This window comes from Amycolatopsis sp. NPDC089917 (genome assembly GCF_040684635.1).
Taxonomy (GTDB): Bacteria; Actinomycetota; Actinomycetes; order Mycobacteriales; family Pseudonocardiaceae; genus Amycolatopsis.
This window is the reverse complement of record NZ_JBFBGL010000006.1, coordinates 141,218-162,622: the sequence shown is the minus strand read 5'-3', so window position 1 is coordinate 162,622 and position 21,405 is coordinate 141,218. Positions and strand designations below refer to the sequence as shown.

At 68.5% G+C, this 21,405-nt stretch carries 20 protein-coding genes; 8 read left to right on the top strand and 12 right to left on the bottom strand.

Features of this window, described 5'->3' with window-relative positions; translation table 11 throughout:
* Positions 1-202: 202 nt before the first annotated feature.
* Both AB0N89_RS07355 and AB0N89_RS07350 read left to right on the top strand, forming a co-directional pair.
* Positions 203-1,072, top strand: coding sequence for a DUF5753 domain-containing protein (locus AB0N89_RS07355; RefSeq protein ID WP_364201154.1), 870 nt, complete (start codon positions 203-205; stop codon positions 1,070-1,072).
* Positions 1,062-1,295 carry a DUF397 domain-containing protein gene (locus tag AB0N89_RS07350; protein ID WP_364201152.1) on the top strand — a complete coding sequence of 78 codons (234 nt, stop codon included), beginning with the start codon at positions 1,062-1,064 and terminating at the stop codon, positions 1,293-1,295. Before AB0N89_RS07355 ends, AB0N89_RS07350 begins: the two co-directional genes overlap by 11 nt.
* 64 nt (positions 1,296-1,359) lie before the next feature.
* Here the strand turns inward: AB0N89_RS07350 and AB0N89_RS07345 are convergent, their stop codons facing one another.
* Complete coding sequence (locus AB0N89_RS07345) at positions 1,360-2,226, bottom strand: TetR/AcrR family transcriptional regulator (protein ID WP_364201150.1); 867 nt, start codon at positions 2,224-2,226, stop codon at positions 1,360-1,362.
* A gap of 87 nt (positions 2,227-2,313) precedes the next feature.
* On the opposite strand from AB0N89_RS07345, the gene AB0N89_RS07340 reads away from it, so the two are divergent.
* Together AB0N89_RS07340 and AB0N89_RS07335 are read left to right on the top strand one after the other, a co-directional pair.
* Positions 2,314-4,113, top strand: a complete 1,800-nt coding sequence (locus AB0N89_RS07340) for a right-handed parallel beta-helix repeat-containing protein (RefSeq protein WP_364201148.1) — start codon at positions 2,314-2,316, stop codon at positions 4,111-4,113.
* 39 nt (positions 4,114-4,152) lie between these two features.
* Positions 4,153-4,782, top strand: coding sequence for a hypothetical protein (locus AB0N89_RS07335; protein ID WP_364201146.1), 630 nt, complete (start codon positions 4,153-4,155; stop codon positions 4,780-4,782).
* Positions 4,783-4,800: 18 nt separating this feature from the next.
* Here the strand turns inward: AB0N89_RS07335 and AB0N89_RS07330 are convergent, their stop codons facing one another.
* Positions 4,801-6,183, bottom strand: a complete 1,383-nt coding sequence (locus AB0N89_RS07330) for a PLP-dependent aminotransferase family protein (RefSeq protein WP_364201144.1) — start codon at positions 6,181-6,183, stop codon at positions 4,801-4,803.
* On the opposite strand from AB0N89_RS07330, the gene AB0N89_RS07325 reads away from it, so the two are divergent.
* The gene (locus AB0N89_RS07325) at positions 6,182-7,405 is read left to right on the top strand and encodes an aminotransferase class V-fold PLP-dependent enzyme (RefSeq protein WP_364201142.1); all 1,224 of its coding nucleotides are present in this window, start codon (positions 6,182-6,184) and stop codon (positions 7,403-7,405) included. The genes AB0N89_RS07330 and AB0N89_RS07325 overlap by 2 nt on opposite strands.
* Positions 7,406-7,461: 56 nt before the next feature.
* On the opposite strand, the gene AB0N89_RS07320 is transcribed toward AB0N89_RS07325, so the two are convergent.
* From AB0N89_RS07320 to AB0N89_RS07305, 4 genes are all read right to left on the bottom strand, one after another.
* Positions 7,462-9,504, bottom strand: coding sequence for a M3 family metallopeptidase (locus AB0N89_RS07320; RefSeq protein ID WP_364201140.1), 2,043 nt, complete (start codon positions 9,502-9,504; stop codon positions 7,462-7,464).
* Between the two features lie 102 nt (positions 9,505-9,606).
* Positions 9,607-10,317 carry a histidine phosphatase family protein gene (locus AB0N89_RS07315; protein ID WP_364201138.1) on the bottom strand — a complete coding sequence of 237 codons (711 nt, stop codon included), beginning with the start codon at positions 10,315-10,317 and terminating at the stop codon, positions 9,607-9,609.
* Positions 10,318-10,625: 308 nt separating this feature from the next.
* A complete protein-coding gene (locus AB0N89_RS07310) occupies positions 10,626-11,465 on the bottom strand; it encodes an undecaprenyl-diphosphate phosphatase (protein WP_364201136.1) in 840 nt (279 codons plus the stop codon).
* Positions 11,465-12,511: an LLM class F420-dependent oxidoreductase gene (locus AB0N89_RS07305; protein WP_364201134.1), complete on the bottom strand. Its 1,047-nt coding sequence runs from the start codon at positions 12,509-12,511 to the stop codon at positions 11,465-11,467. Before AB0N89_RS07305 ends, AB0N89_RS07310 begins: the two co-directional genes overlap by 1 nt.
* A gap of 136 nt (positions 12,512-12,647) precedes the next feature.
* Here AB0N89_RS07305 and AB0N89_RS07300 point away from each other — a divergent pair, with 136 nt between their 5' ends.
* From AB0N89_RS07300 to AB0N89_RS07290, 3 genes are all read left to right on the top strand, one after another.
* On the top strand, positions 12,648-13,613 hold the full coding sequence (locus AB0N89_RS07300; RefSeq protein ID WP_364201132.1) for an aldo/keto reductase: 966 nt from the start codon (positions 12,648-12,650) through the stop codon (positions 13,611-13,613).
* 112 nt (positions 13,614-13,725) lie between these two features.
* The gene (locus tag AB0N89_RS07295; protein ID WP_364201130.1) at positions 13,726-14,739 is read left to right on the top strand and encodes a hypothetical protein; all 1,014 of its coding nucleotides are present in this window, start codon (positions 13,726-13,728) and stop codon (positions 14,737-14,739) included.
* The gene (locus AB0N89_RS07290) at positions 14,736-14,957 is read left to right on the top strand and encodes a DUF5703 family protein (RefSeq protein ID WP_364201128.1); all 222 of its coding nucleotides are present in this window, start codon (positions 14,736-14,738) and stop codon (positions 14,955-14,957) included. Before AB0N89_RS07295 ends, AB0N89_RS07290 begins: the two co-directional genes overlap by 4 nt.
* Here AB0N89_RS07290 and AB0N89_RS07285 read toward each other — a convergent pair.
* The 6 genes from AB0N89_RS07285 to AB0N89_RS07260 all read right to left on the bottom strand — a co-directional run bounded on the left by AB0N89_RS07285 (position 14,950) and on the right by AB0N89_RS07260 (position 21,402).
* Positions 14,950-15,693 (bottom strand): SRPBCC domain-containing protein, encoded by a 744-nt coding sequence (locus AB0N89_RS07285; RefSeq protein ID WP_364201126.1) that lies wholly within the window; start codon positions 15,691-15,693, stop codon positions 14,950-14,952. The two genes, AB0N89_RS07290 and AB0N89_RS07285, sit on opposite strands and share 8 nt — an antisense overlap.
* Positions 15,694-16,290 (bottom strand): helix-turn-helix domain-containing protein, encoded by a 597-nt coding sequence (locus tag AB0N89_RS07280; protein WP_364201124.1) that lies wholly within the window; start codon positions 16,288-16,290, stop codon positions 15,694-15,696.
* A gap of 40 nt (positions 16,291-16,330) precedes the next feature.
* The gene (locus AB0N89_RS07275) at positions 16,331-17,209 is read right to left on the bottom strand and encodes an alpha/beta hydrolase (protein ID WP_364201123.1); all 879 of its coding nucleotides are present in this window, start codon (positions 17,207-17,209) and stop codon (positions 16,331-16,333) included.
* Positions 17,209-18,531, bottom strand: coding sequence for a M20/M25/M40 family metallo-hydrolase (locus AB0N89_RS07270; protein ID WP_364201121.1), 1,323 nt, complete (start codon positions 18,529-18,531; stop codon positions 17,209-17,211). Before AB0N89_RS07270 ends, AB0N89_RS07275 begins: the two co-directional genes overlap by 1 nt.
* A gap of 310 nt (positions 18,532-18,841) precedes the next feature.
* The gene (locus tag AB0N89_RS07265; protein ID WP_364201119.1) at positions 18,842-19,738 is read right to left on the bottom strand and encodes a serine hydrolase domain-containing protein; all 897 of its coding nucleotides are present in this window, start codon (positions 19,736-19,738) and stop codon (positions 18,842-18,844) included.
* A gap of 194 nt (positions 19,739-19,932) precedes the next feature.
* Entirely contained in the window at positions 19,933-21,402 is a 1,470-nt protein-coding gene (locus AB0N89_RS07260) for a trypsin-like serine protease (RefSeq protein WP_364201117.1), read from the bottom strand.
* Between the last annotated feature and the right edge of the window lie 3 nt (positions 21,403-21,405).

Here is a 21,405-nt window from a genome sequence, read left to right as displayed (position 1 = left end):
CCCTTTCCCCCGACCACGCCGAGCGCGAGCCGGACCCCGCCGACCCGCCCTTACCGGCGGAACCTCTACAATGTAGAGAGAGCTGTTGTAGACGCCTCAAATGTAGAGCTATACATTTGAGGCGTCTACATGCTTCTGCGGGGCCATGCGGGTGATCCTGGGGTCACCCTCCGTGATAAGACTATGAGGAGGTGGTGACTTCGTGGGCACACTGACCCCCACCGCCATCAAGCGCTGGATCGCACTCGAGATGAAGCGCCTCCGGGAGGCGGCGGGCTACGACCGGGCCGCCGCGGCCGAGCGCATCGGCAAGGCGACGACGGTTATCGCACACATCGAAACCTCGCGAAACCTGCCCGCCCCCGCCGATCTGGAACTCCTGCTCGATTTTTACGGAGTACCCGAAAGGGCGCCGCGATTCCTCGACCTGACCAAACGAGCGAAACGCGGCCGCGACTGGTGGATCAATTTCGACCATGGGGTGTTCGACTGGTTCAACCTGCATCTCGGCCTGGAAACCGGTGCCGCCCGGATCAGCACCGTTGACCTCGTCGTACTACCCGGCTTGTTCCAGACCCGCGACTACGCTCTCGCCATCATGAGAGAAGGCCGTCGCTGGGACAACCAAGCCGAACTCGAAACCATGGTCGACCTGCGGATGGCGCGACAAAAAATACTCGATCGCCCTGGGGACGCGCCGCAGATATGGTCGATATTGGACGAGAGCGTCCTCCGCCGTCAGGTCGGCGGACCGGCAGTGATGCGTGATCAGCTGCAGCATCTGATGGATTTGTCCGAACGGTCGAACATAGACATCCAGGTGCTTCCTTTCACCGCCGGCGCCCATGGCGCCTCGGATGGCATGTTCATTATTTTCGACTACCCGCCCGAATTCAGCGGTGACCCCGGAACCGTGTACGTCGAAAATCGACGCGAAGGCCTTTATTACGACGACAAAGAAGACCTGCGTCGATTTCGGAATACTTTCGAACGCCTCCAGGCGCAAGCGGAGCATCCGGGACGTACACGGAATTTCATACAAAACTTGGCAAGGGAACTCAATGAACAGTGACACCACCCGTCCTACCCTGCTCGGCCTTTCAGGTTGGTGGAAGTCGAGCTACAGCGCCGGCACAGGCGGCTGCGTCGAGGTCAACGACTCCGTGACCGGCTATGTGGGAGTGCGGGACTCGAAGCTCGGCGACAACAGCCCGGTCCTCGTCTTCGAACCGCACGAGATCCGGGCCTTCGTCCTCGGCGCGAAGAACGGCGAATTCGACCACCTGCTCACGTGATGCGCAGTGATCCGCTCCGGCAATCGGGTGATGGCCGGAGCGGAACACTCCGCGAGTGCGAGCTTCAGCCTCGAGCCTGACGTCGGCGATAGGCGCGTTGCTGGCAAGCCCTCGAGCAATAGTCCCGAGGCCTGCCCCGTCCTCCCCCGCCCAGAGGGTTGCCGCAGACAACGCACTCCCCTCCTTCACTTTCGTCACGAGTTACCTCACACCCCTGGTCTTCGATGAGCATCCGCACTCCATCGAGGGTGCGATTCAGCCCGAACTCGAAGGCGTCGAGCGGCGTGTCCATCCCCCCGCTCTTCCACAGCGCTTCCAAAGCCGGGTAGCGGTCGAGGCGCTCGAAGAGGGACTCTCGTTCGCTCCACCAGCGTTCATGGGACACGCCCGTGCGTCGCTGAAGTTCCGCGGCCTCCCCCGCCTGGCGTGCGACGGACTCGACGAATCCACCCACCAGGTTCACCACGGCGATCACCTGAGCAGGCTCCAGGCCACTCCGGGAAGCCACGTCCAGCGCGTGGTCGTAGCCGGCCATGATGTTCGGACCCGGGAGGCGGCGAGTTCCGGCACTGTGGACCAGCCAAGGGTGACGACGGTGCATCTTCCACGCCTGTCGCGCCCAGCGTTCCAAGCCTTCCCGCCAGCCGAGTCCGGCGGATGACTCCATCGGGAACTCGCCGTGCACGGCGTCGCGCATGAGTTCCACCAGTTCCGCCTTGCCGGGGACGTACCGGTACAGCGACATGGTGGTGGTCCCGAAGCGTTCCGCCACCTTGCGCATCGACAACGCGGCCAGCCCCTCGTCGTCCGCGACTTCGATCGCCGCCGCGACGACGCGGCCGAGGCTCAACCCGGGCCGATCCGGTTCGGGCGCGCCCCAGAGCAGCTCGATAGCGCGCTCCGGATCCGGCTGCGCGTCGTCTTCCGTCACCAGTGCTCCTTGACGCTCGTCACTCGGTCGTGTTTAGGTAATAAACCTCAGTGTATCTCATAAACCTTGTCGCAGGAGTGCTTCAGCATGCCCGAAATCAGGTTCTTCGTATCCCTCGACGGCCAGGACGACTGGCCCGGGACCGCCGACCGGCCGTTCGCGACTCCCCACGCGGCACAGGAGGCCGTTCGCTCCCTCACTCACGGGATGACCGGCGACATCGTCGTCACGTTCACGGCCGGCGTCCACCGCCTGGCTCGACCTCTTGCTTTCGATGAATCCCAGGGCGATTCCGGCGCGAACGGCTACCGTGTGATCTATCAGCCGCACGGCTACGGGACGCCAGAGCAGGCCGAGGTCGAACTGAGTGGAGGCCGCGAGATCACCGGCTGGTCAGCAGGCGGCGACGGCGTCTGGACGGCACCGGCCGGAGACCTGGCACCACGACGGCTCACCGTCGGCGGCCGCCCCGCGACGCGAGCGGCTCGCGCTATCGGCTTACCCGGAAACGTGACGAAAACAGCGGCTGGTTACGTCACGGACAGCGTGGAACCCCGATCATGGCCGGACCCGTCCGGTCTGGAGTTCGTGTACCCCGGCGTCTACCCGTGGTCGGAAGCCCGGATCGCCGTCGCGTCGATTTCCGGTGACGCCTCGTCGACCACCATCACCATGGCGCAGCCTGCCTTCGACAACGCCAGATCGCTCTATGACTCGAAGTGGTACGGCGCCGGCGGAGACGGGACTTGGGACGGGCTCGCCGCGCCGTCCGTGCTCGAGAACAACGTGGCCTTCCTGACCGAGCCAGGCACTTTCGCGGTCAGCCGCACCGAGTCGGGCGAGCACGTCCTGCACTACCGCCCGCGCGCCGGCGAGGAGATCGGCAAGACCATCGTCGTCGCCCCTGTGCTCGAAACGCTCCTCAGCGGACACGGCGTGCACGACCTCGTGCTGCGCGGCTTCACCTTCGCCGACGCGGCCTGGACGGGCCCCACCCGCACCGGCGGCTACCTGCACTATCACGGCAACGCTCGCTACGAGGACGGCGAGTTCCAGAAGATCGACCTCGGCGAGGACGTCGGCTACGTCCACGTCCCGGCAGAGCCCGTTCAGTTGCCGGCCAACGTCAGTGTCACCTCGGCCAGCCGGGTCGTGGTGGAGGACAACCACTTCACTCGCCTCGGCGCGGGTGGACTGCTGATCGAGGGCGGCACCGACGTCGAGATCCGGGGATGCGTCTTCGACGAGATCTCGGGCAGCGGAATCGCCGTCCACACGAGCACGCGGGTCTCGATCGAGGACAACCTCGTCCACCACGTCGGCACCGAGTACCGCGGCTCGCCCGCCGTCCTCGTGGTCGAGTCCGCGGAGACGATCCTCGCCCACAACGAGATCCACGACGTCCCGCACAACGGCATCGTGGTCACCGGCGGCGAGCGGGCCAAGGGCACTCAGGTGGTCTCGAACCTCGTCGAACGCAGTATGGGGAAGCTGATGGACGGCGGTGGTATCTACCTTTCGGCACCGCAGGGCTCGTCGTTCGCCGGTGGGGCGATGGTCCGCGGCAATGTCATCCGCGACGTCCTCACGTCCTACAACTTCGGGCTTTACGCCGACTACGGCGCCGCGTGGATCACCTTCCTCGGCAACATCGTGCACGGCGCCGACACCCCGATCGTGCTCCAGGTGGGCCCGCCGATGGAGAACGTCGCCTTCGTGGGCAACTTCTGGGATGTCCGGCCCGACGGCTACGACGCTCCGCCCGAGACGGTGACCGTGGCCGCGAACACCGTGCTTCCCAAGGAGACCTTCGCCGAGGCTGTCCGGGCCGATCCGGCGGGCGCCGACATCCTCGCGCGAGCGGGACGCCGCGGTCTGAAACGATGATCACCGCTCTTTCACCGATCATCGAGGAGTCCACGGACCATGCCGACCCAGTCCACCGAAACGCCCGGGACCCGCCGACGGCTCGCGCGGATCGCGACCGAGGTGCTCGCACCGTGGGTCTGGGTGCTCGGCCTGCCGCTGATCGTCGCCTGGAAGGTCACCGGCTTCCACTTCGGCGAGACCCTGCTCTGGGGTCTCATCGTCGGTGTCACAGGCTCGTTGATCCCGATGGCGGTGATCGTGCGGGGCGCCAAGAAGGGCAAGTGGGACAGCCACCACGTCACCGATCGGGCCGGACGGCTCGTCCCGTTCGCGGTCTGCATCGGCTCGCTGGCGGCAGGCTTCGTCCTCCTGGTCGCGGGCAGCGCCCCGCACGAGATGATCGCGCTCGCGGCCGCCGAGCTCGTCTGCCTGATCTCCGCGCTCGCGATCACCTTCGGCCTGAAATTCAAGATCTCGATGCACGCGATGGTGGCGGCAGGCGCGGCAGTGATGCTCATCCGCGTCTACGGCCCTTGGCTCACGCTGGTCTTCCTCGGCGTCGGCTGGGTCTGCTGGTCCCGCGTCGAGCTAGGCGATCACACCAGGGCCGAGGTCACCGCGGGGGCAGCGGCCGGCATCGTCCTCGGCGGTGGTGTTTACCTGGCCCTTGAAGCCGTACTGGCCTGAGCCCATCCGTATAGGTCGTTATACGACATTCCCGAGCCGCCGGACACCCTCGACGAGCTCGGCTACGTCGGCCGTGGCGGCGAATCCGAGTCGCAGGAACGGCCCGGCGGGCTCGGCGGCGAAGAAGCGCTCCCCCGTGCCGACCACGACTCCTCGCTCTCGCGCGGCACGGGCGAGAGCGTTCGCGTCACTGCCCTCCGGCAGCCTCACCCACAGGTGCAGGCCTCCGGAGGGCAGTCGCGTGACAGTCCATTCAGGACATTCCCTCGCCAGTGCCGCGGCCGCTTTCCCGCACCGTTCCCGTAGTTCCGCGCCCAGTTTCCGCACGTGGCGTTCCCACGACGGCGCACTGAGCAGTTCGAGCGCGGCCTCCTGCAGCGGCCGGGAGACGAAGAAGTCGTCGACCCGGCGAATCGCCTGCATCCGGCCCAGGACCGGTCCTCGCGCGATCAACGCTCCGATCCGCAGACTCGGCGCGGCGGCCTTGGTGACCGAAGTCAGGTGGACGACCGTGCCGTCGCGGTCGTCGGCGATCAGCGGACGCGGCGCCGTCGTCCCGTGCGACAGATGGCGGGCGAAGTCGTCTTCCAGCACGAACGCCCCCGCCGCCCGCGCCACCTCCAGCACTCGGGTCCGACGCTCGGCCGCGAGCACGGTGCCGGTCGGGTTGTGGAACGTGGGCTGACAGTAGAAGAGCCGGGCTTCGGTCATCGCGAACGCCTCGGCTAGCAGGTCGGGGCGGACCCCGTCGTCGTCGATCGGGACCGGCACTGGGCGGAGTCCCGCCGCCCGCGCCGCGGCGAGCGCTCCCGGGTACGTCGGTGATTCGACGAGCACTGGGCTTCCGGGCGCCGCGATGGCCCGGAACGCCATCGACAACCCGCTTTGCCCACCGGCGGTGATCAGGACGTCGTCCGGCGAGGCCGCGGCCGGACCCGCGAACACGGATCTCAGCGCGGCCAGTCCGGTGGCGGGCGCGCGATCCCAGGCGTCCGGCCGGCGGCCCGCCCGGGCGAGCGCCGCGCTCAGGAACCGGGTCGCCTGCAACGAGCGATGCGGATAGCCGCCGTCGAGGAGGATCGCGCCGTCGGGTGGCGGCCCAAGTGTGCCGGTCAGGGACCTGGTGTCGACGCTGCGATCGGTCAACGCGACGGTCTGCCACGCCGTGTCGAGCGGTTCGCCCGTCGCCGACGGCTTGTCCGCCACGTACGTCCCGCTGCCCGGGCGGGTCACGACCACGCCTTCGGCCGCCAGCTGGGCGATCGCGCGGGAGACCGTCACCGGGCCGACGCGGTAGCGCTCGATCAGCTCCCGGCTACTGGGCAACCGGTCCCCCGACGCCGCCGCGCGAACCAGTGAACGCAGCTGGGAGACAAGCGCGGAAGTGCTACTATCCGACATGAAGGAACATGATAGTGCTACTGAAGCCGGCACGGAATCACTACTGGACGTCCCAGCTCTGCGGGCGGACACGCCTGGCAGCGAGAAGGTCGTCCACTTCAACAACGCGGGCTGCGGGCTCCTGGCGAAGCCGGTCCTGACGACGATGCTCGATCACCTGGATCTCGAAGCCGGGATCGGTGGCTACGAAGCCGCTGCCGCACGGGCAGACGAGGTCGCCGGGTTCTACCGTGAGATCGCCGCTTTGATCAACGCGCGGGCACGCAACATCGCCTTCGCGGCGAGCGCCACGCACGCCTACTCCACGGCGCTGTCCTCGATCCGGTTCGAACCCGGCGACGTCGTCCTCACCACCCGCAACGACTTCATCTCCAACCAGATCGCGTTCCTGTCGCTGCGGAAGCGGTTCGGCGTCGAGGTGGTGCACGCGCCGGACGTTCCCGAAGGCGGTGTCGACGTCGAAGCGATGGCCGCGCTGATGCGCGCGCGAAGGCCGAAACTGGTCGCCGCCACACACATCCCGACCAACTCGGGACTGGTCCAACCGGTCGCCGAGATCGGGCGGCACTGCCGCGAGCTCGGTCTCACATACCTTGTCGATGCCTGTCAGTCGGTCGGCCAATATCCCGTCGACGTCGAGGAGATCGGCGCCGATCTGCTCACCTCGACCTGCCGCAAGTTCCTCCGCGGCCCTCGTGGTTCGGGGTTCCTGTTCGTCTCCGACCGATTCCTCGAAGCCGGGCACGAGCCACTGTTCATCGACATGCACGGCGCCCGCTGGACCGCACCCGGCGAGTACGAGCCCGCGGCGTCGGCCGCCCGGTTCGAGGAATGGGAATTCCCTTACGCCACGGTGCTCGGCTGCGCCGCCGCCGCGAGGTACGCCCGTGAGGTCGGCCTGGAGGCGATCTCACGGCGCACCCCCGCGCTCGCGGCTCGGCTGCGTGAGGGCCTCGGCGCCTTGGCGGGAATCCGGGTGCTCGACCGGGGCCCGAAGCTGGGCGCCCTGGTGACGTTCTCGATCAAGGGCTGGGAAGCGGTCCCCTTCAAGGAGGCGCTGGACGCCCGGCGGATCAACTCGGCACTCAGCCACCGGGAGTTCGCGCAGTTCGACTTCGGGGACAAGGACGTCGACTGGTGCCTGCGGTTGAGCCCGCACTACTACAACACCGAGCGGGAAGTGGACGACGTGATCGCGGCCGTCGCCGAACTCGCCGTCTGAACGCGGTTCCCCCGCCTGGGCACTGGGGGTGTCCGGGCAGGGGAACCGTCAGTGGGTCAGGCCCCGGCGAGACCACGGCGCTTCAGCAGCGGCTCGATCTCCGGGTCGCGGCCGCGGAACGCGCGGAAGGCGGCCATCGGGTCGATGCTGCCACCGCGGCCGAGCAGCTCCCGGCGGAAGTGGTCCCCGTTCTCCCTGCTGAGCCCGCCGTTCTCACGGAACCACTGGACGGTGTCGGCGTCGAGGACCTCGCTCCAGATGTAGGAGTAGTACCCGGCGCTGTAGCCGCCGCTGAAGATGTGCGCGAAGTACGTCGTGCGGTAGCGCGGCGGCACGGCCTCCAGCGCGACACCGGCCTTGGTCAGCGCCTCGACCTCGAAGCGCTGGACGTCGTCGACCTTGTCCTCGGTGCCGAGCCCGTGCCACGCCTGGTCGAGGAGGGAGGCCGCGAGGTACTCGGTCGTCGAGAAGCCTTCGCCGTACTGCTGCGACGCCAGGAGCTTGTCGACCTGCTCCTGCGGCAGCGGTTCGCCGGTCACGTGGTGCTTGGCGTAGTTGGCCAGCACCTCGGGCCAGAGCATCCACATCTCGTTGACCTGCGACGGGTACTCGACGAAGTCACGCGGGACGTTGGTGCCGGAGAACATCGGGTACTGGACGTTCGAAAGCAGCGAGTGCAGGGCGTGTCCGAACTCGTGGAAGGCGGTGACGACCTCGTCGAAGGTCAGCAGGGTCGGCTCCCCCGCCGGCGGCCTGGCGACGTTGAGCACGTTGACCACGACGGTCTTGGTGCCCAGGAGCTTCGTCTGGTCGACGAAGTTGTTCATCCAGGCACCGCCGCGCTTCGAGTCACGGGCGTAGTAGTCGAGCAGGAAGAGGCCGAGTTCCGCGCCGTCGGCGTCGAAGACCTCGAAGATCCGGACCTCGGGGTGGTACTTCGGCAGGTCTTCCCGCTCGGTGAAGCTCAGGCCGTACAGCTTGGACGCGGCGAAGAAGACCCCGTCGGCCAGCACCCGGTTCAGCTCGAAGTACGGGCGCAGCGCCGCGGTGTCGACCTCGAACCGGTCCTTGCGGACGCGTTCGGCGTAGAACGACCAGTCCCACGGCCGCAGGATCGCGCCGGGGATGTCGGCTTCGAGGTAGCGCTGCAGTTCTTCGGCCTCCGCCTTGGCGTTGGCGGCCGCGACCGGGGCGAGGCGTTCGAGCAGCCCCACCGCGGCTTGCGCGGTCTTCGCGGTCTCGTCCTCGATGACGTACGAGGCGTGGTCGGGGAAACCGAGCACGGCGGCCCGTTCGGCGCGCAGCCGGACCGTCTGCGCGACGACGTCGTTGTTGTCGAACTCGTTGCCGCGGTTGCCTCGCGAAACCGAGGCGGTGAAGATGCGCTCGCGCAGCGCGCGGTCCTCCAACGACGCCAGCGCGGCCTGCGCGGTCGGCAGGGTCAGCTTGAGGACGTATTTGCCCTTCTCCCCCGCGGTTTCGGCGGCCGTGGCGATCTCGTCCTCGCTCAGCCCCGCGAGTTCCGCGACGTCGTCGACGACCACGGCGAGTTCGTTGGTGTCCTTCAGCAGGTTCTGCTGGAAGCGGGTCGAAAGGGTCGAAAGCTGCTCGTTCAGCTCGCGCAGTCGTTTCTGGTCGGCTTCGGGAAGCCCCGCGCCGGCGCGGCGGACGTCGGTGTGGTGGCGCTCCAGGAGGCGGAGCGACTCGGTGTCGAGGCCGAGTTCGTCCTTGCGCTCGAACAGCGTGTTGATCCGGGCGAACAACGCCGGGTTCAGGTTGACGGCGTCGGCGTGCGCGGCCAGCCGCGGCGCCATTTCGGCCTGCACACGCTGGATCTCGTCGTTCGCGTTCGATCCGGCGAGATTGAAGAACACGCTGGAGACGCGGGACAGCAGCCTGCCGGACTTCTCGAGAGCGACGATGGTGTTCTCGAAGGTCGGCGGCTCGGCCGAACCGGCGATCTCCTCGATCTCGGCGGCGTGCTCGGCAAGCCCCGCTTCGAAGGCGGGAAGGAAGTGCTCGTCGGCGATCCGGTCGAACGGAGGAAGGGCGTAGGGCAGCTCACTCGGCGCGGCGAACGGGTTGTCCTGCGAAATCATCGGTGTTGCTCCCGGGTCGTCGGAACTGCTGTTCTGGCCACCTTACGGGCAGTGAGGGGCCGCTGGATGCCGTCCGTGGCGGTGACGCCACCGTCGGCGTGGTCACGCTCCGGTGGTACCGCCCACCACCGCGTCGGAGCTCTGCTTTCCTTTGCCGCGCTTGGCTTTCGCCTGGGGTTCGGGTGGGGCGATACCGGCCAGGTCGCCGCCGTTGTCGTTGACTCGCAACACGAACGGACGAGTCTCGGTGTAGCGGACCACCGAAACCGACGCCGGATCGACCACGATCCGCTGGAACGAGTCGAGATGCTGGCCGAGCGCGTCGGCGAGGATCGACTTGATCACGTCGCCGTGGCTGCACAGGAGCCAGACGGCGTTGTCGCCGTGTTTCGCGGTGATCCGGGCGTCGTGCGCGCGGACGGCCGCGACGGACCGGGCCTGCATCTCGGCGAGCCCTTCGCCGCCGGGGAAGACCGCGGCCGAGGGGTGCGCCTGCACTACCCGCCACAGGGGTTCCTTGACCAGATCCTTGAGCGCGCGACCGGTCCATTCGCCGTAGTCCACTTCGGACAAACCGGGCTCTTTGACCTTGTCCAGACCGCGCGCCTCGGCCAGCTTCGCGACCGTCTGACGGCAGCGGAGCATGGGCGACACGACCAGTGCGGCGAGTGGGACCGGCGCTAGGCGCTCGACGAGCGCGGCGGCCTGCGCCTGCCCGGTTTCGTCCAGGCCGACCTTGGGCGTGCGCCCCGCGAGGACGCCCGAACCGTTCGCCGTGGACTTGCCGTGGCGCAGAAGGATCACAGTACTCACGTGGCCCACCCTACGTGTCGTGCTTTGCCCCTCTCCCGCGTTTCGTCGTCTGGAGGCGGCCAGGCTCGTGAGTGGCAAGGCTGGTTCCAACCCGTCCTTGCCCTTAAAGACCACCATGCGAGTGTTCGTCGCGTGTATCCGGAAGGCCATTTGTGGTGCTCGGTGGCGATGGAGCCGCGGAAGCGTCGCGAAAGCCACTTTCGCGACGTCTGACGTCCCGAAAGTGGCTTTCGCGACCCTCGAAGCCCGGCAGGCGGGTGAGCGAAACAGCACGCCACACTTGCCTTACCCCTCGGTAGAACCACCCGTCACATGTGCGGGCCCGCGCCGGGGTCCAGGACACCGGCGAAGATCAGCACGAACAGCAGCACGCCGAGCACGAGCCGGTAGATCACGAACGGCACGAAGCTCTTGGTCTTGATGTAGGACATCAGCCAGGCGATGACGGCGTAACCGACGCCGAACGCGACCAGCGTCGCCAGGATGGTCGGCCCCCACTGCGCCGGAGCGCCGTCCTTGCCGATGTCGGTCAGCTTGTACAGACCCGAGCCGAACACCGCCGGGAGCGCCAGCAGGAACGAGTACTCCGCGGCCTCGGCGCGGGTGTAGCCGAGCAGCAGCCCGGCGCTGGTGGTGCCACCGGACCGGGAGACACCCGGGATCAGCGCCAGCGCCTGCGCGAACCCGAAGCCGAGACCGTGCGGGACGGTCAGGTGGTCGAGCGTGCGCTGCTGCTTCCCGATGCGGTCGGCCAGCAGCAGGATCAGGCCGAACACGATCAGCGTGGTCGCGGTGATCCGCAGGTCGCGGAAGCTCTCGTCGATGGCGTCCTGCAGCAGCAGGCCCAGCACCACGATCGGCAGCGAGCCGACGATGATCAGCCAGCCCAGCCGGGCGTCGGGGTCGTGGCGCCAGTCCTTCTTGTAGATCGAGAAGAACCAGGCGCGAAGGATCTTCCCGATCTTGCTCGAGAAGTACAGGATGACCGCGAGTTCGGTGCCGATCTGGGTGACCGCGGTGAACGCGGCGCCCGGGTCGTCCCAGCCGGCGAGCGCGGCGGTGATCCGCAGGTGCGCGCTGGAGGAGATCGGCAGGAACTCGGTGAGGCCCTGGACAAGGCCGAGGACCAGTGCTTCGAACCAACCCATCAGGCGGCACCGGCCAGTTCGATCGCCTCGGCCGCGACCTCGAGAGCGTGTGCGGAGCTCTCGGGGTCGGGCATCGAGGGCGCGACGGTCAACGTCGTGACGCCGGCTTCGGCGAAGGCCCGCATCCGCTCGGCGATGCGTTCCTTCGGTCCCAACAGCGACGTCGCGTCGATGAACTCCAGCGGGACGGCCGCCATCGCGCCCTCGTAGTCCCGGCCCAGGTACTTCTGCTGGACGTCGGCCGCTTCGCTTTCGAAGCCCATCCGGCAGGCGAGCTGGTTGTAGAAGTTCTTCTCACGGCTGCCCATGCCGCCGATGTACAGCGCCGCGTACCCGCGGACCGCGTCGGCGCAGGCCTTCCAGTCGTCACCGACCACGAGCGGGACGGTCGGGACGACGTCGAAGCCGTCGAGGGAGCGCTCGGCCTTGTCCGCCCCCGCCTGGATCAGCTTCAGCTGCTCGCCGGCGTGTTCGGGCGAGAAGAACACCGGCAGCCAGCCGTTCGCGATCTCGCCGGTCAGTTCCAGGTTCTTCGGGCCGATGGCGGCCAGGTACACAGGGATCTCTTCGCGGACCGGATGCACGGTCAGGGTCAGCGCCTTGCCGGGTCCGCCGGGCAGGGGCAGCTGGAAGTGCTCGCCCTCGTACTTGACCCGGTGACGGCCGAGCGCCTTACGGACGATCTCGACGTACTCACGCGTGCGGCCGAGCGGCGACGCGAACTTCACGCCGTGCCAGCCCTCGGAGACCTGCGGGCCGGAGACGCCGAGGCCGAGGCGGAAGCGGCCTCCCGAAAGCGTGTCCAGGGTCGCGGCGGTCATCGCGGTCATCGCCGGGGTCCGCGCGGGGATCTGGAGCACCGCGCTGCCGACGTCGATCCGTGACGTCTGCGCCGCCACCCACGACAACACCGTCGGCGCGTCCGAGCCGTACGCTTCCGCGGCCCAGACGACCGCGTAGTCCAGTTCGTCCGCCTTCTTCGCCAATGCCAGGTTGGCCGCGTCGTTTCCCGCGCCCCAATAGCCCAAGTTCAGTCCGAGTCGCACGGCGTGAATGTATCCATCCGGGTGTCCCTCCTCCGTTCAGGGTGTTGACAGCCGATGACCCGCCCGGTGGTACTCGATCACGACACGCTCACCTGCTCCGCGTCCCGCACCGGCCTTCCGGCTAGGCTCGCCCGTCGTGGAAAAGCGACAGCTCGGCCGGTCGGGACTGCGGGTCTCGCGGATGGCCCTCGGGACCATGACGTGGGGCGGCGACACCGACTCGGAGGAGGCGGCCAGCCAGCTGGTCGCGTTCGTCGACGCCGGGGGCACCCTGGTCGACACCGCCGACATCTACGGTGAAGGCGAGAGCGAACGCGTCCTGGGCGGGCTGCTCGGCGACCTCGTCCCCCGCGAAGACATCGTGCTCGCCACCAAAGCCGTCGCCCGCCGCACCGACGGCCCGTTCGGCGGCGGCGCCTCGCGCGGCGCCCTGCTGAGCGCCCTCGAAGGTTCGCTTCGCCGGCTCGGCACCGACCACATCGACCTGTGGCAGCTGCACGCCTGGGACAACACGGTGCCGGTCCACGAAACACTCGCCGCCCTCGAGTACGCCGTGACCAGCGGGAAGGCCCGCTACGTCGGCGTCTCCAACTACTCCGGCTGGCAGCTGGCGACCGCCGCGTCCCGCAGTTCCGCCGTCGCTCCCCTGGTCTCGACACAGGTCGAGTACTCGCTGCTGGAGCGCGGGGTCGACCGCGAGGTCGTCCCGGCCGCGGAACACCATGGCATCGGGATCCTGCCCTGGGCGCCGCTCGGCCGAGGCGTTCTCACCGGCAAGTACCGCACCGGGACGCCCGCCGATTCGCGCGGCGCTTCGAGCGTTTTCGCGGGCTATGTCGAACATCACCGGACCGATCGCGCGGCCCGGATCGTGCAGGCCGTCGCGACGGCCGCCGACGGCCTCGGGACCTCGCCGCTCGCCGTCGCGCTGGCCTGGGTCCGCGACCGGCCCGGAGTGGTCGCGCCCGTGGTCGGGGCCCGTGACACGGGTCAGCTGACCGGTTCGCTCACGGCCGAGGAAATCACGCTTCCGCCTGCCATCCGGTCTGCGCTCGACGACGTCAGCGCGATCGAGGTCGGGTACCCGGAACGCGGCCTCTGAGCCTCTCGAATACTGGATTAGGTGACTGTTGGGTGACACAGACGTGACGCGGTGGGGTTCCTGGAGGATGCTGGACAGGTCCGTTCGACGAATAGCAGGTGGAGGCACCAAGGTGGGTCGGCTGTCCGCCGTTTCCCGGATCGCGATCCCGCTCGCCGGTGTCCTGGTGCTGTCGTCCTGCAGTTCGGACGACACCCCGAACGACACCCTGCAGATCGTGCAGAACCCCGTCGCGGTGACCGCGGCGGTCTCCCCCGCTGTCGCGGTCAAGCCCGCGGGTTCGGTTTTCGCCGCGCCCGGTGTGAAGGCGCTGGTGATGGACGAGGCGACCAAGACCCTGGTCGTCGCCGTCTCGGAGCCGCCTTCCCTGCGCATCTACGACCTCGCGGCACTGGATGCCCCGAAGGCGACCGTGGCCCTGCCCGGCCCGGCGGAGCGGCTCACGGTGTCGGGTTCGCAGGTGCTCGCGAGCGTTCCCGGCAAGAGCCTGCTGGCGAAGGTCTCCCTGCCCGGTGGCTCGCTGGAGACGGTCCCGGTCGCGGGGCAGCCGTCGGCCGGTCTCGCCGACGGCGACGCGACGCTGGTGTCGGTCCGGGACCGCAAGGTCGTCGAGGTCCTGTCCAAGAACGCGGGCCCGAGGACCATCACCGGCCAGATCTACAGCGCCGACGACGTGCTGAACACCGGTGACGGCGTGGTCGTGCTCGACAAGCTGCGCACAGCCTTGTTCGCCGTCGACGTCACCGAAGGCAAGATCGGCGAGGGGCTGCGAGCCGGTGACGGCGCCGCCAACGCCGTCACCGACGATCTCGGCCGCGTCTTCGTCACCGACGCGCGGGCGGGAGCGCTGCTGGCGTTCTCCACGACGCCGTTGCTGCTTCGCCAGCGCTACCCCGTCCCCGGCGGGGCGTACGGCATCGCCTACGACCGCACCCGTGGCCTCGCCTGGGTCACCCTCACCGAACGCAACGAGGTCGTCGGCTTCGACGTCCGCGGCGGGGAGCCGATCGAGAAGCACCGGTTCCCCACCGTGCGGCAGCCAGATTCGGTCACCGTCGACGAGCAGGGCGGCCGTGTGGTCGTCGGCTCGGCCATCGGAGAAGGGATCCAGGTGATCACGCCATGACAGTTGTGGACGAGGCGGTGGTCGAAGGGGATTGGGAATACCGGCGGCTGCAACTGCCTCCCGGTGTTTCCCGGCGGGCGGCGGCGACGCAGCTGTCGATCCACGCCGAGTTCGCCGGCTGGGAGCTCTCGACCGTCCGGCTCTACTCCGACGGCACCAGGAGGGTGTGGTTGCGCCGCAAGCGCTCCGCCACACCCCTGCCCGGCATCATCACCTGAACACGCGGCCGAGCCAGTCGGCCCAGAGCGCGTCCTGTTTCGCGGCGTCGACGTCGCCGAACAGGTGATGCATCGCGACCATCGGCCCGACGAAGCCGCGGACGAACCGCAGGAGCGCGTCCGGGGTCCGGATCCCGACCGTGTGCGCGTTCGCGAAGTAGACCTCGCCATCCACAGTGGACACGCCGCTGGTGGACAAGCGGACCCGGTCCCCCGTCTCCGGCCGTCCGGCCAGGCCCAGTTCCCGTCCCAGTGCCAGCCACGCGCGGTCCCAGTCCTCGATCATCGGACCGAACACCGTCACCGGCGCCGCCTTCCGGCCGGCGAACCGATTGAGGTACTCGACCAGGGTGCGGAAGAACAGCTCGCCGCCGGCGGTCATCGCCTCGAACTCGTCTTCCCAGTCGTCGCCGGGAAGGAAACCGCTCGTGACGGTGCGCAGTACGGTACTGCCGCCGGATCGGCCCTCGATGAGGAACTCGTAGGCGACGAACCGCCCGTCCGGTGCCGGTTCCGTGCCGTAGACGAGCCGCTCCAGCGGGTCCCAGGACGTGATCGCCGACGTGGGCTCGTAACCGCCGAACGCGGTCTTCACGGTGCCGCCGACGCCGCCGTCGACCTCGTTGCGCCCCATGAACCAGGACGTGATCCCCGGCCCGGTCGCGATGGCGTCCCAGACCTGTTCCGGCGTCGCGTCGACCTCGACCCGGTCGGCGATTTCGAATTCGTGGCCCATTCAGCGCTCCTCGGGCTCGGTTTTGACGCTCGGGTGGACGGCGACGACGATCCGGTGGTCGCGGCCCTGTTCGGCGCCCTCGTCGTGGTACTTGCTCACCAGGTTCGTGATCGCGACGGTGAGTTCTTCGGCGAACGCGGCCCTGTCCGCGGCGGAGGAGAAGCGCACTTCGCCGTCGATCGCGAACGTCGCGACTCGCTTGCGTGCCTTGGTGGAGCCGGTGATCAGCAGGCCGACGTCGCGCACCAGCCTGCCCGCGACCGCGAGCAGCCACCGGGCGGAAAGACGGTCCGGGGACTCGGCCGGATCGGGCTGTACGGCCGAAAGCGCCGTCGGCGAGATGACGTACGAGGACGCCGTCGCGCGCATCATGCGCTCGGTGACGTTGCCCTTGCGCCGTTCTTCGACGAGTTCGACGAGCCCGTGCTTCTCCAGCGCGCGCAGGTGGTAGTTCACCTTCTGCCTAGGCAGGTCCACCCGCGCGGCCAGCATCGTGGCCGACGCCGGTTCGGCCAGTTCGGCCAGCAGCCGGGCCCGGACCGGGTCGAGTGAGACTTCGGCCGCTTCCGCGTCCTCGATCACCGCTACGGAGAACATGGCAGAAAGGTCCCACCGAAAACAGAACTTGTCAAGAACGTCAGTCTTGTCGGCGAGCTCCGTTCGCCAGCGCGAGGAGCCGGGGTACGACCTGCGGAGCCGCTTCCAGCGGGATGACATGCCCGACACCGGGTAGCACGACGGACGTCCCGTTCTCCACCGCGCTCGCCAGCTCCTCGACGTCCGCCGTGGGGACGAGTTTGTCCCGCTCCCCCACGATCGCCGTCACGGGCACCGCCCCGACCTGCGACAACGCCGATTCGCGCGTGTAGGCGTCCAGGGCGGGACGGAACGCGGACACCGTCTGCGGCCAGTTGCCGCGGATCATCCGCACCGCCAGTTCGACGTCGCCGGGGACCGGGTCGTCCCCGAAGAGCCACCACCGCAGCCCGGCGGTCACCGCCTTGCTCGTGTGCTCGCGGACGAGGCCGATCAGCTTCGTCCCGAACACCATTTCGAGGTCCCGGCCGAGCTTCCCGAGCGCGTTCGGCCAGATCGCGTCCGGGGTGACGCCGCCCGCCGACATGGCGAGCAGCCCGATTCCCGCCACCCTGGCCTCGAAGACGTCCGAGTGGCGCTGGGCGAGAGACAGGATCGCGAGCCCGCCCATGTCATGGCCGACCAGGACGATCTTGCCGTCGGGGATCACCTTGTCCAGTACCTCGGCCAGGTCGTCGGCGAGATGGCCCATGGTCGCCGACGCGGCCCGCACCTCCCCGGACTCGCCGTGTCCGCGCTGGTCGTAGGCCAGGACCGCGAGGGGCTCCTCCGCGGCGTCGGCCAGCACCGGCCCGATGGCGCGCCAGCTTCGCCTGTCGAGGGCGTAGCCGTGAAGGAGCACGACGGTCACCGGCGCCGACGGATCACCCCAGCGCTCGAAGTGCAGGGGTGTCCCGTCGGCGGCCAGCAGACCGGGCATCAGGCCGAACGGAGGAAGCGGTCGAGAACGCGCACGCCGAACTTCAGCGCGTCGACCGGGACGCGCTCGTCGACTCCATGGAACAGCGCGGAGAAGTCGAGGTCCGCGGGCAGCTGCAACGGGGCGAACCCGAAATTGCGGATCCCGAGCGACTGGAACGACTTCGCGTCCGTGCCACCGGAGAGCATGTACGGGAGAGTGCGGGCACCCGGGTCTTCGGCGAGGACCGCGTTGGTCATCGCGTCGACGAGGGCACCGTCGAAGGTTGTCTCGACCGGCGGGAGCTCCATCCACTCCTTCTCGATGTCCGGGCCGAGGATCTCCTCCAGCTCGGCGTTGAAGGCTTCGAGACGGCCGGGAAGGATCCGGCAGTCGACCGAAGCCTCCGCGACCGACGGGATGACGTTCGACTTGTAACCCGCGGTGAGCATCGTCGGATTCGCCGTGTCACGCAGGGTCGCGCCGATCATCCGGGAGATGTTGCCGAGCTTGGCGACGGAACCCTCGATGTCGTCCTCGGGGAAGTCCCAGCCGGTGATCTCGGTGACGCCGTCCAGGAACTCGCGGACGGAGTCGGTCATGACCAGCGGGAAGCGGTGGTTGCCGAGCCGGGCGACGGCCTCGGACAGCTTGGTGACGGCGTTGTCGCGGTGGATCATCGAGCCGTGGCCGGCGGTGCCGCGTACGCGCAGCTTCATCCAGCGGATGCCCTTTTCGGCCGTCTCGATGAGGTACGCGCGGACGTTGTCCTTCAGCGTGATCGAGAAGCCGCCGACCTCGCTGATCGCCTCGGTGACGCCCTCGAACAGCTCAGGCCGGTTCTCCACCAGCCACTGCGCGCCGTACTTGCCGCCCGCCTCTTCGTCGGCGAGGAACGCGAAGACCAGGTCGCGCGGCGGGACGATGTTGTTGATCTTGTAGTGGCGGGCCAGTGCGAGCGCCATGCCGCACATGTCCTTCATGTCCACGGCGCCGCGGCCCCAGACGTAGTCGTCCTGGATCGCGCCGGAGAACGGGTGGACCGACCACTCCGAGGCGTCGGCGGGCACGGCGTCGAGGTGACCGTGGATCAGCAGCGCGCCACGCGACGGGTCGGCGCCCGGCAGCCGGACGATCACGTTGTGGCGCTCCTTGCCGCCGGACTCGACATAGGTGATCTCGTAGCCCGCGTCGGTGAGTTTCTCGGCGACGTACTCGGCGGCGGCGCGTTCACCGACCAGCGTGTCGGGGTCACCGGTGTTGGTGGTGTCGATGCGGATCAGTTCACTGGTGAGGGTGACTGCCTCGTCGGCGGCGGCTTCGATCAGATTCGGTTCGGTCACCAGGCATTCCTACCATTGGTCACGCCCGCGGACCGGATGCCACCGCGTGGTGGACGGCGTGCGAAGACCCACTCCCCCGTTAAGAGCGCGCACTCGCCGGAAAGCCCCGCCAGGGCTCCGGGCGGCACGCGAATCCACCGGCGGCGGCATCCCCATCGACCTCGCCCCCGGAACCTACGCCGCCACCGTCGAACACCACGGCCGCGACACCGCCGGCCGCTCTGAAGACTGGCCGTCGTGTTCGACACCGACTTGCTGGTGACCGAACGTGGCCGCCGGTGTGGCATGGGGGCGCGTCAGCGCCGACGGCTCAGCGGCAGAGGGCGGTGACGACGAGCTTGCCCTCGGCCTCCGCGACCTTCCGCTGCCCCGCCGTGTCCTGATAGTCGAACTGTCCCTGGGTCGCGGATATCTCCAGGCGCCGGCTGCCATCCGGGGTGCTGAGCAAGTAGGTCTTGTAGCCGGGGATCTCGCCGACGTGGCCGACCGCGACGCAGCCGGACCCCAGTTCGTACCGGGCGAGTCCGAGACCGTACTGCGTGCTGGCGCTGTCTGTCTCCCGCATCCGGCCCATTTCCGCGTAGAGCTTCGGGGGCAGCAGCTTGCCGCCGGTCAGCGCGGTGATGAAACGGTCGAGATCCTTCGTGGTCGTGACGATCTCACCGGCGGCCCACGCCCAGGTGGCGCTCTGCCGGGTGATGTCGACGGTCGTCAGCCGTCCGTTGTCCTGGTAGGCCTGATAGGCGTGGGCGTGGTCGCCGGGGATGGTCGTGCGGGTGCCGGGAAGGCTGGTGTCGTGCATCCGGAGCGGCTGGAGGATACGGCGCTGCACCTGGGTGGCGTAGGAGGTGCCGGTCGCCTGCTCGACGAGGAGCCCCGCCAGCACATAGTTGGTGTTGGCGTAACTCCACCGGGTGCCAGGGGCGAACCGTGCCGGTTTGGCCAGCGACAGGCGGACGAGTTCGTCCGGCTGGTAGCGATGGAAGCGGTTCGCCACACCTTCCTTGCCGACCATGGGGATGCCGGGTTCGAACGTGGTGCCGTCCGGGCTGGTGTCGCCGATGTAGTTGAACAGGCCACTGGTGTGCTGCAGCAGCATCCGGACGGTGATCCGGCGGTCCAGTCCGAACCTCGGAAGGTAACGGCCGACCGGGGTGTCGAGGTCCAGCTTGCCCTCGTCGACGAGCTGGAGCACGACGGTGGCCACGAAGGCCAGGTCATCCGTCCCGCGAACTCGACCCGAACCTGTCTCGACCGCACCGAGAAGCAGCGGCCGTACCTGCTCCTGCCCCGGATCCCGCGCACCTGAGTACCGCCTCAAAACTGTGGAGCCCACGGCCATCCAGGGGACCACGGGCTCCACAGTTCCGGCGAAGACTCAGCGCCCCGCCGGGGCGGACGTCATCGGACGGTGAGGGTGTAGTCCGTCGTCCCGGTGGCGCCGGTGCTGTCCGTCGCGGTGATGGTCACCTTGTAGGTGCCGCGCTGGTACGGGCCCATGATCGTCATGCGCGAGGTACCACCGGCTTTGACGGTCTGCGGGCTGAAACTCGGCGGGTTGGGCAGGCCGGTGGCGCTGAGCCGGACGGGACCCGTGCCCCCGTTGACGGTGATCGTCGCGTTGGCGTAGCCACCGGGTGGGACGGTGCCGGAATTCGACGACAGGGACGGTTTCGGGCCGGTGGTGCTGCCGCCGTCGCCGACCGTGAGCGTGAACTCGGCGGTCTTGGCTCCGGAGGCACCCGTGGTGGTGACGACGACCTTGTAGACGCCCGACTGAGTGCTCGTCGCGGGTTGCAAGGTCAGCTTGGCGACGTCACCGGAGTTGACGCTCGACGAAGGCTGGAAGGTGGCGGTCGTGCCGGCGGGCAGGGCGGACGCGCTCAGTTCCAGCTTCTCCGGCCCTTGATCGCCTGCCTTGGTGGTGACGCTGGTGGAGACGTGCTTGCCGGGCTCGGCCTTGCCGGAGGACGGGGACAACGCCATCGTGAACTTGCCGTCGCCGGGCTGGGTCCCGCCGATCTCGGCGCGGGCCCAGTCACCCATCGCGTTGGTCAGGCGGGCCATGATGCTGTAGCGGTCGCAGGCGCTGGAGCCCCACGACGAGACGCCGACGACGACGCCGTCGACGATGAACGGCCCGCCGCTGTCACCCGAGCAGTCGGCGGTGCGCCCGTCGTTGTAGCCGGTGCACACCATGAGGTCGCCGTTGACCCGGATGTCGAAGACCTGGCAGCCGGCGGGGTCGTTGACCGGCATGGTGGTCTTGCGGAGTTCACCGGAGCCGCCGCCCGACGACGTCTTGCCGTAGCCGAGCGACGTGCCGGACTTGCCCGGCTGGGTGAGCGCGCTGTCCCCTGAGCCCGCCACCTTGGCCCACTGGCTCTCCGGCACCGGGATGTCGTCGACGGTGGTGACCACCGCGACGTCGTAGCCGGTTCGCCAGCCACCGGAGCCGGTGTAGCCGGGATGGGTCTTGAACGAGGCGACGGCCGTGCGGAACGTTTCGTCGCCCGGGGTGTTCAAGTCGTCGTCACCGTAGAAGTAGCTCTTGGCACCGGTGGTGTCGACCATGCAGTGCGCCGCGGTGAGTATCTTGCGCTTGCCGACGACGGAGGCGGTGCAGGACTGTCCCTGCGGACCGCCGCCCCCGACACGCATGCCCGCGATGACGAACGGATACTCCTTCACGGTGGTGCGTTCCCCGTTGACGATCCGGGTTCCCCAGTCTCCCGTGCGGAGCTGGTCGGTCGGGGTCGCGGCGACACTGACCTTGTCGGGCGGCGCGGCGACGGCGGTGGTGTTCAGGACCGGCAGCGCCACCGTGGCCAATGCCGCGGCGAGGACTACGGCGAACCGTGGTTTTCTCATCAT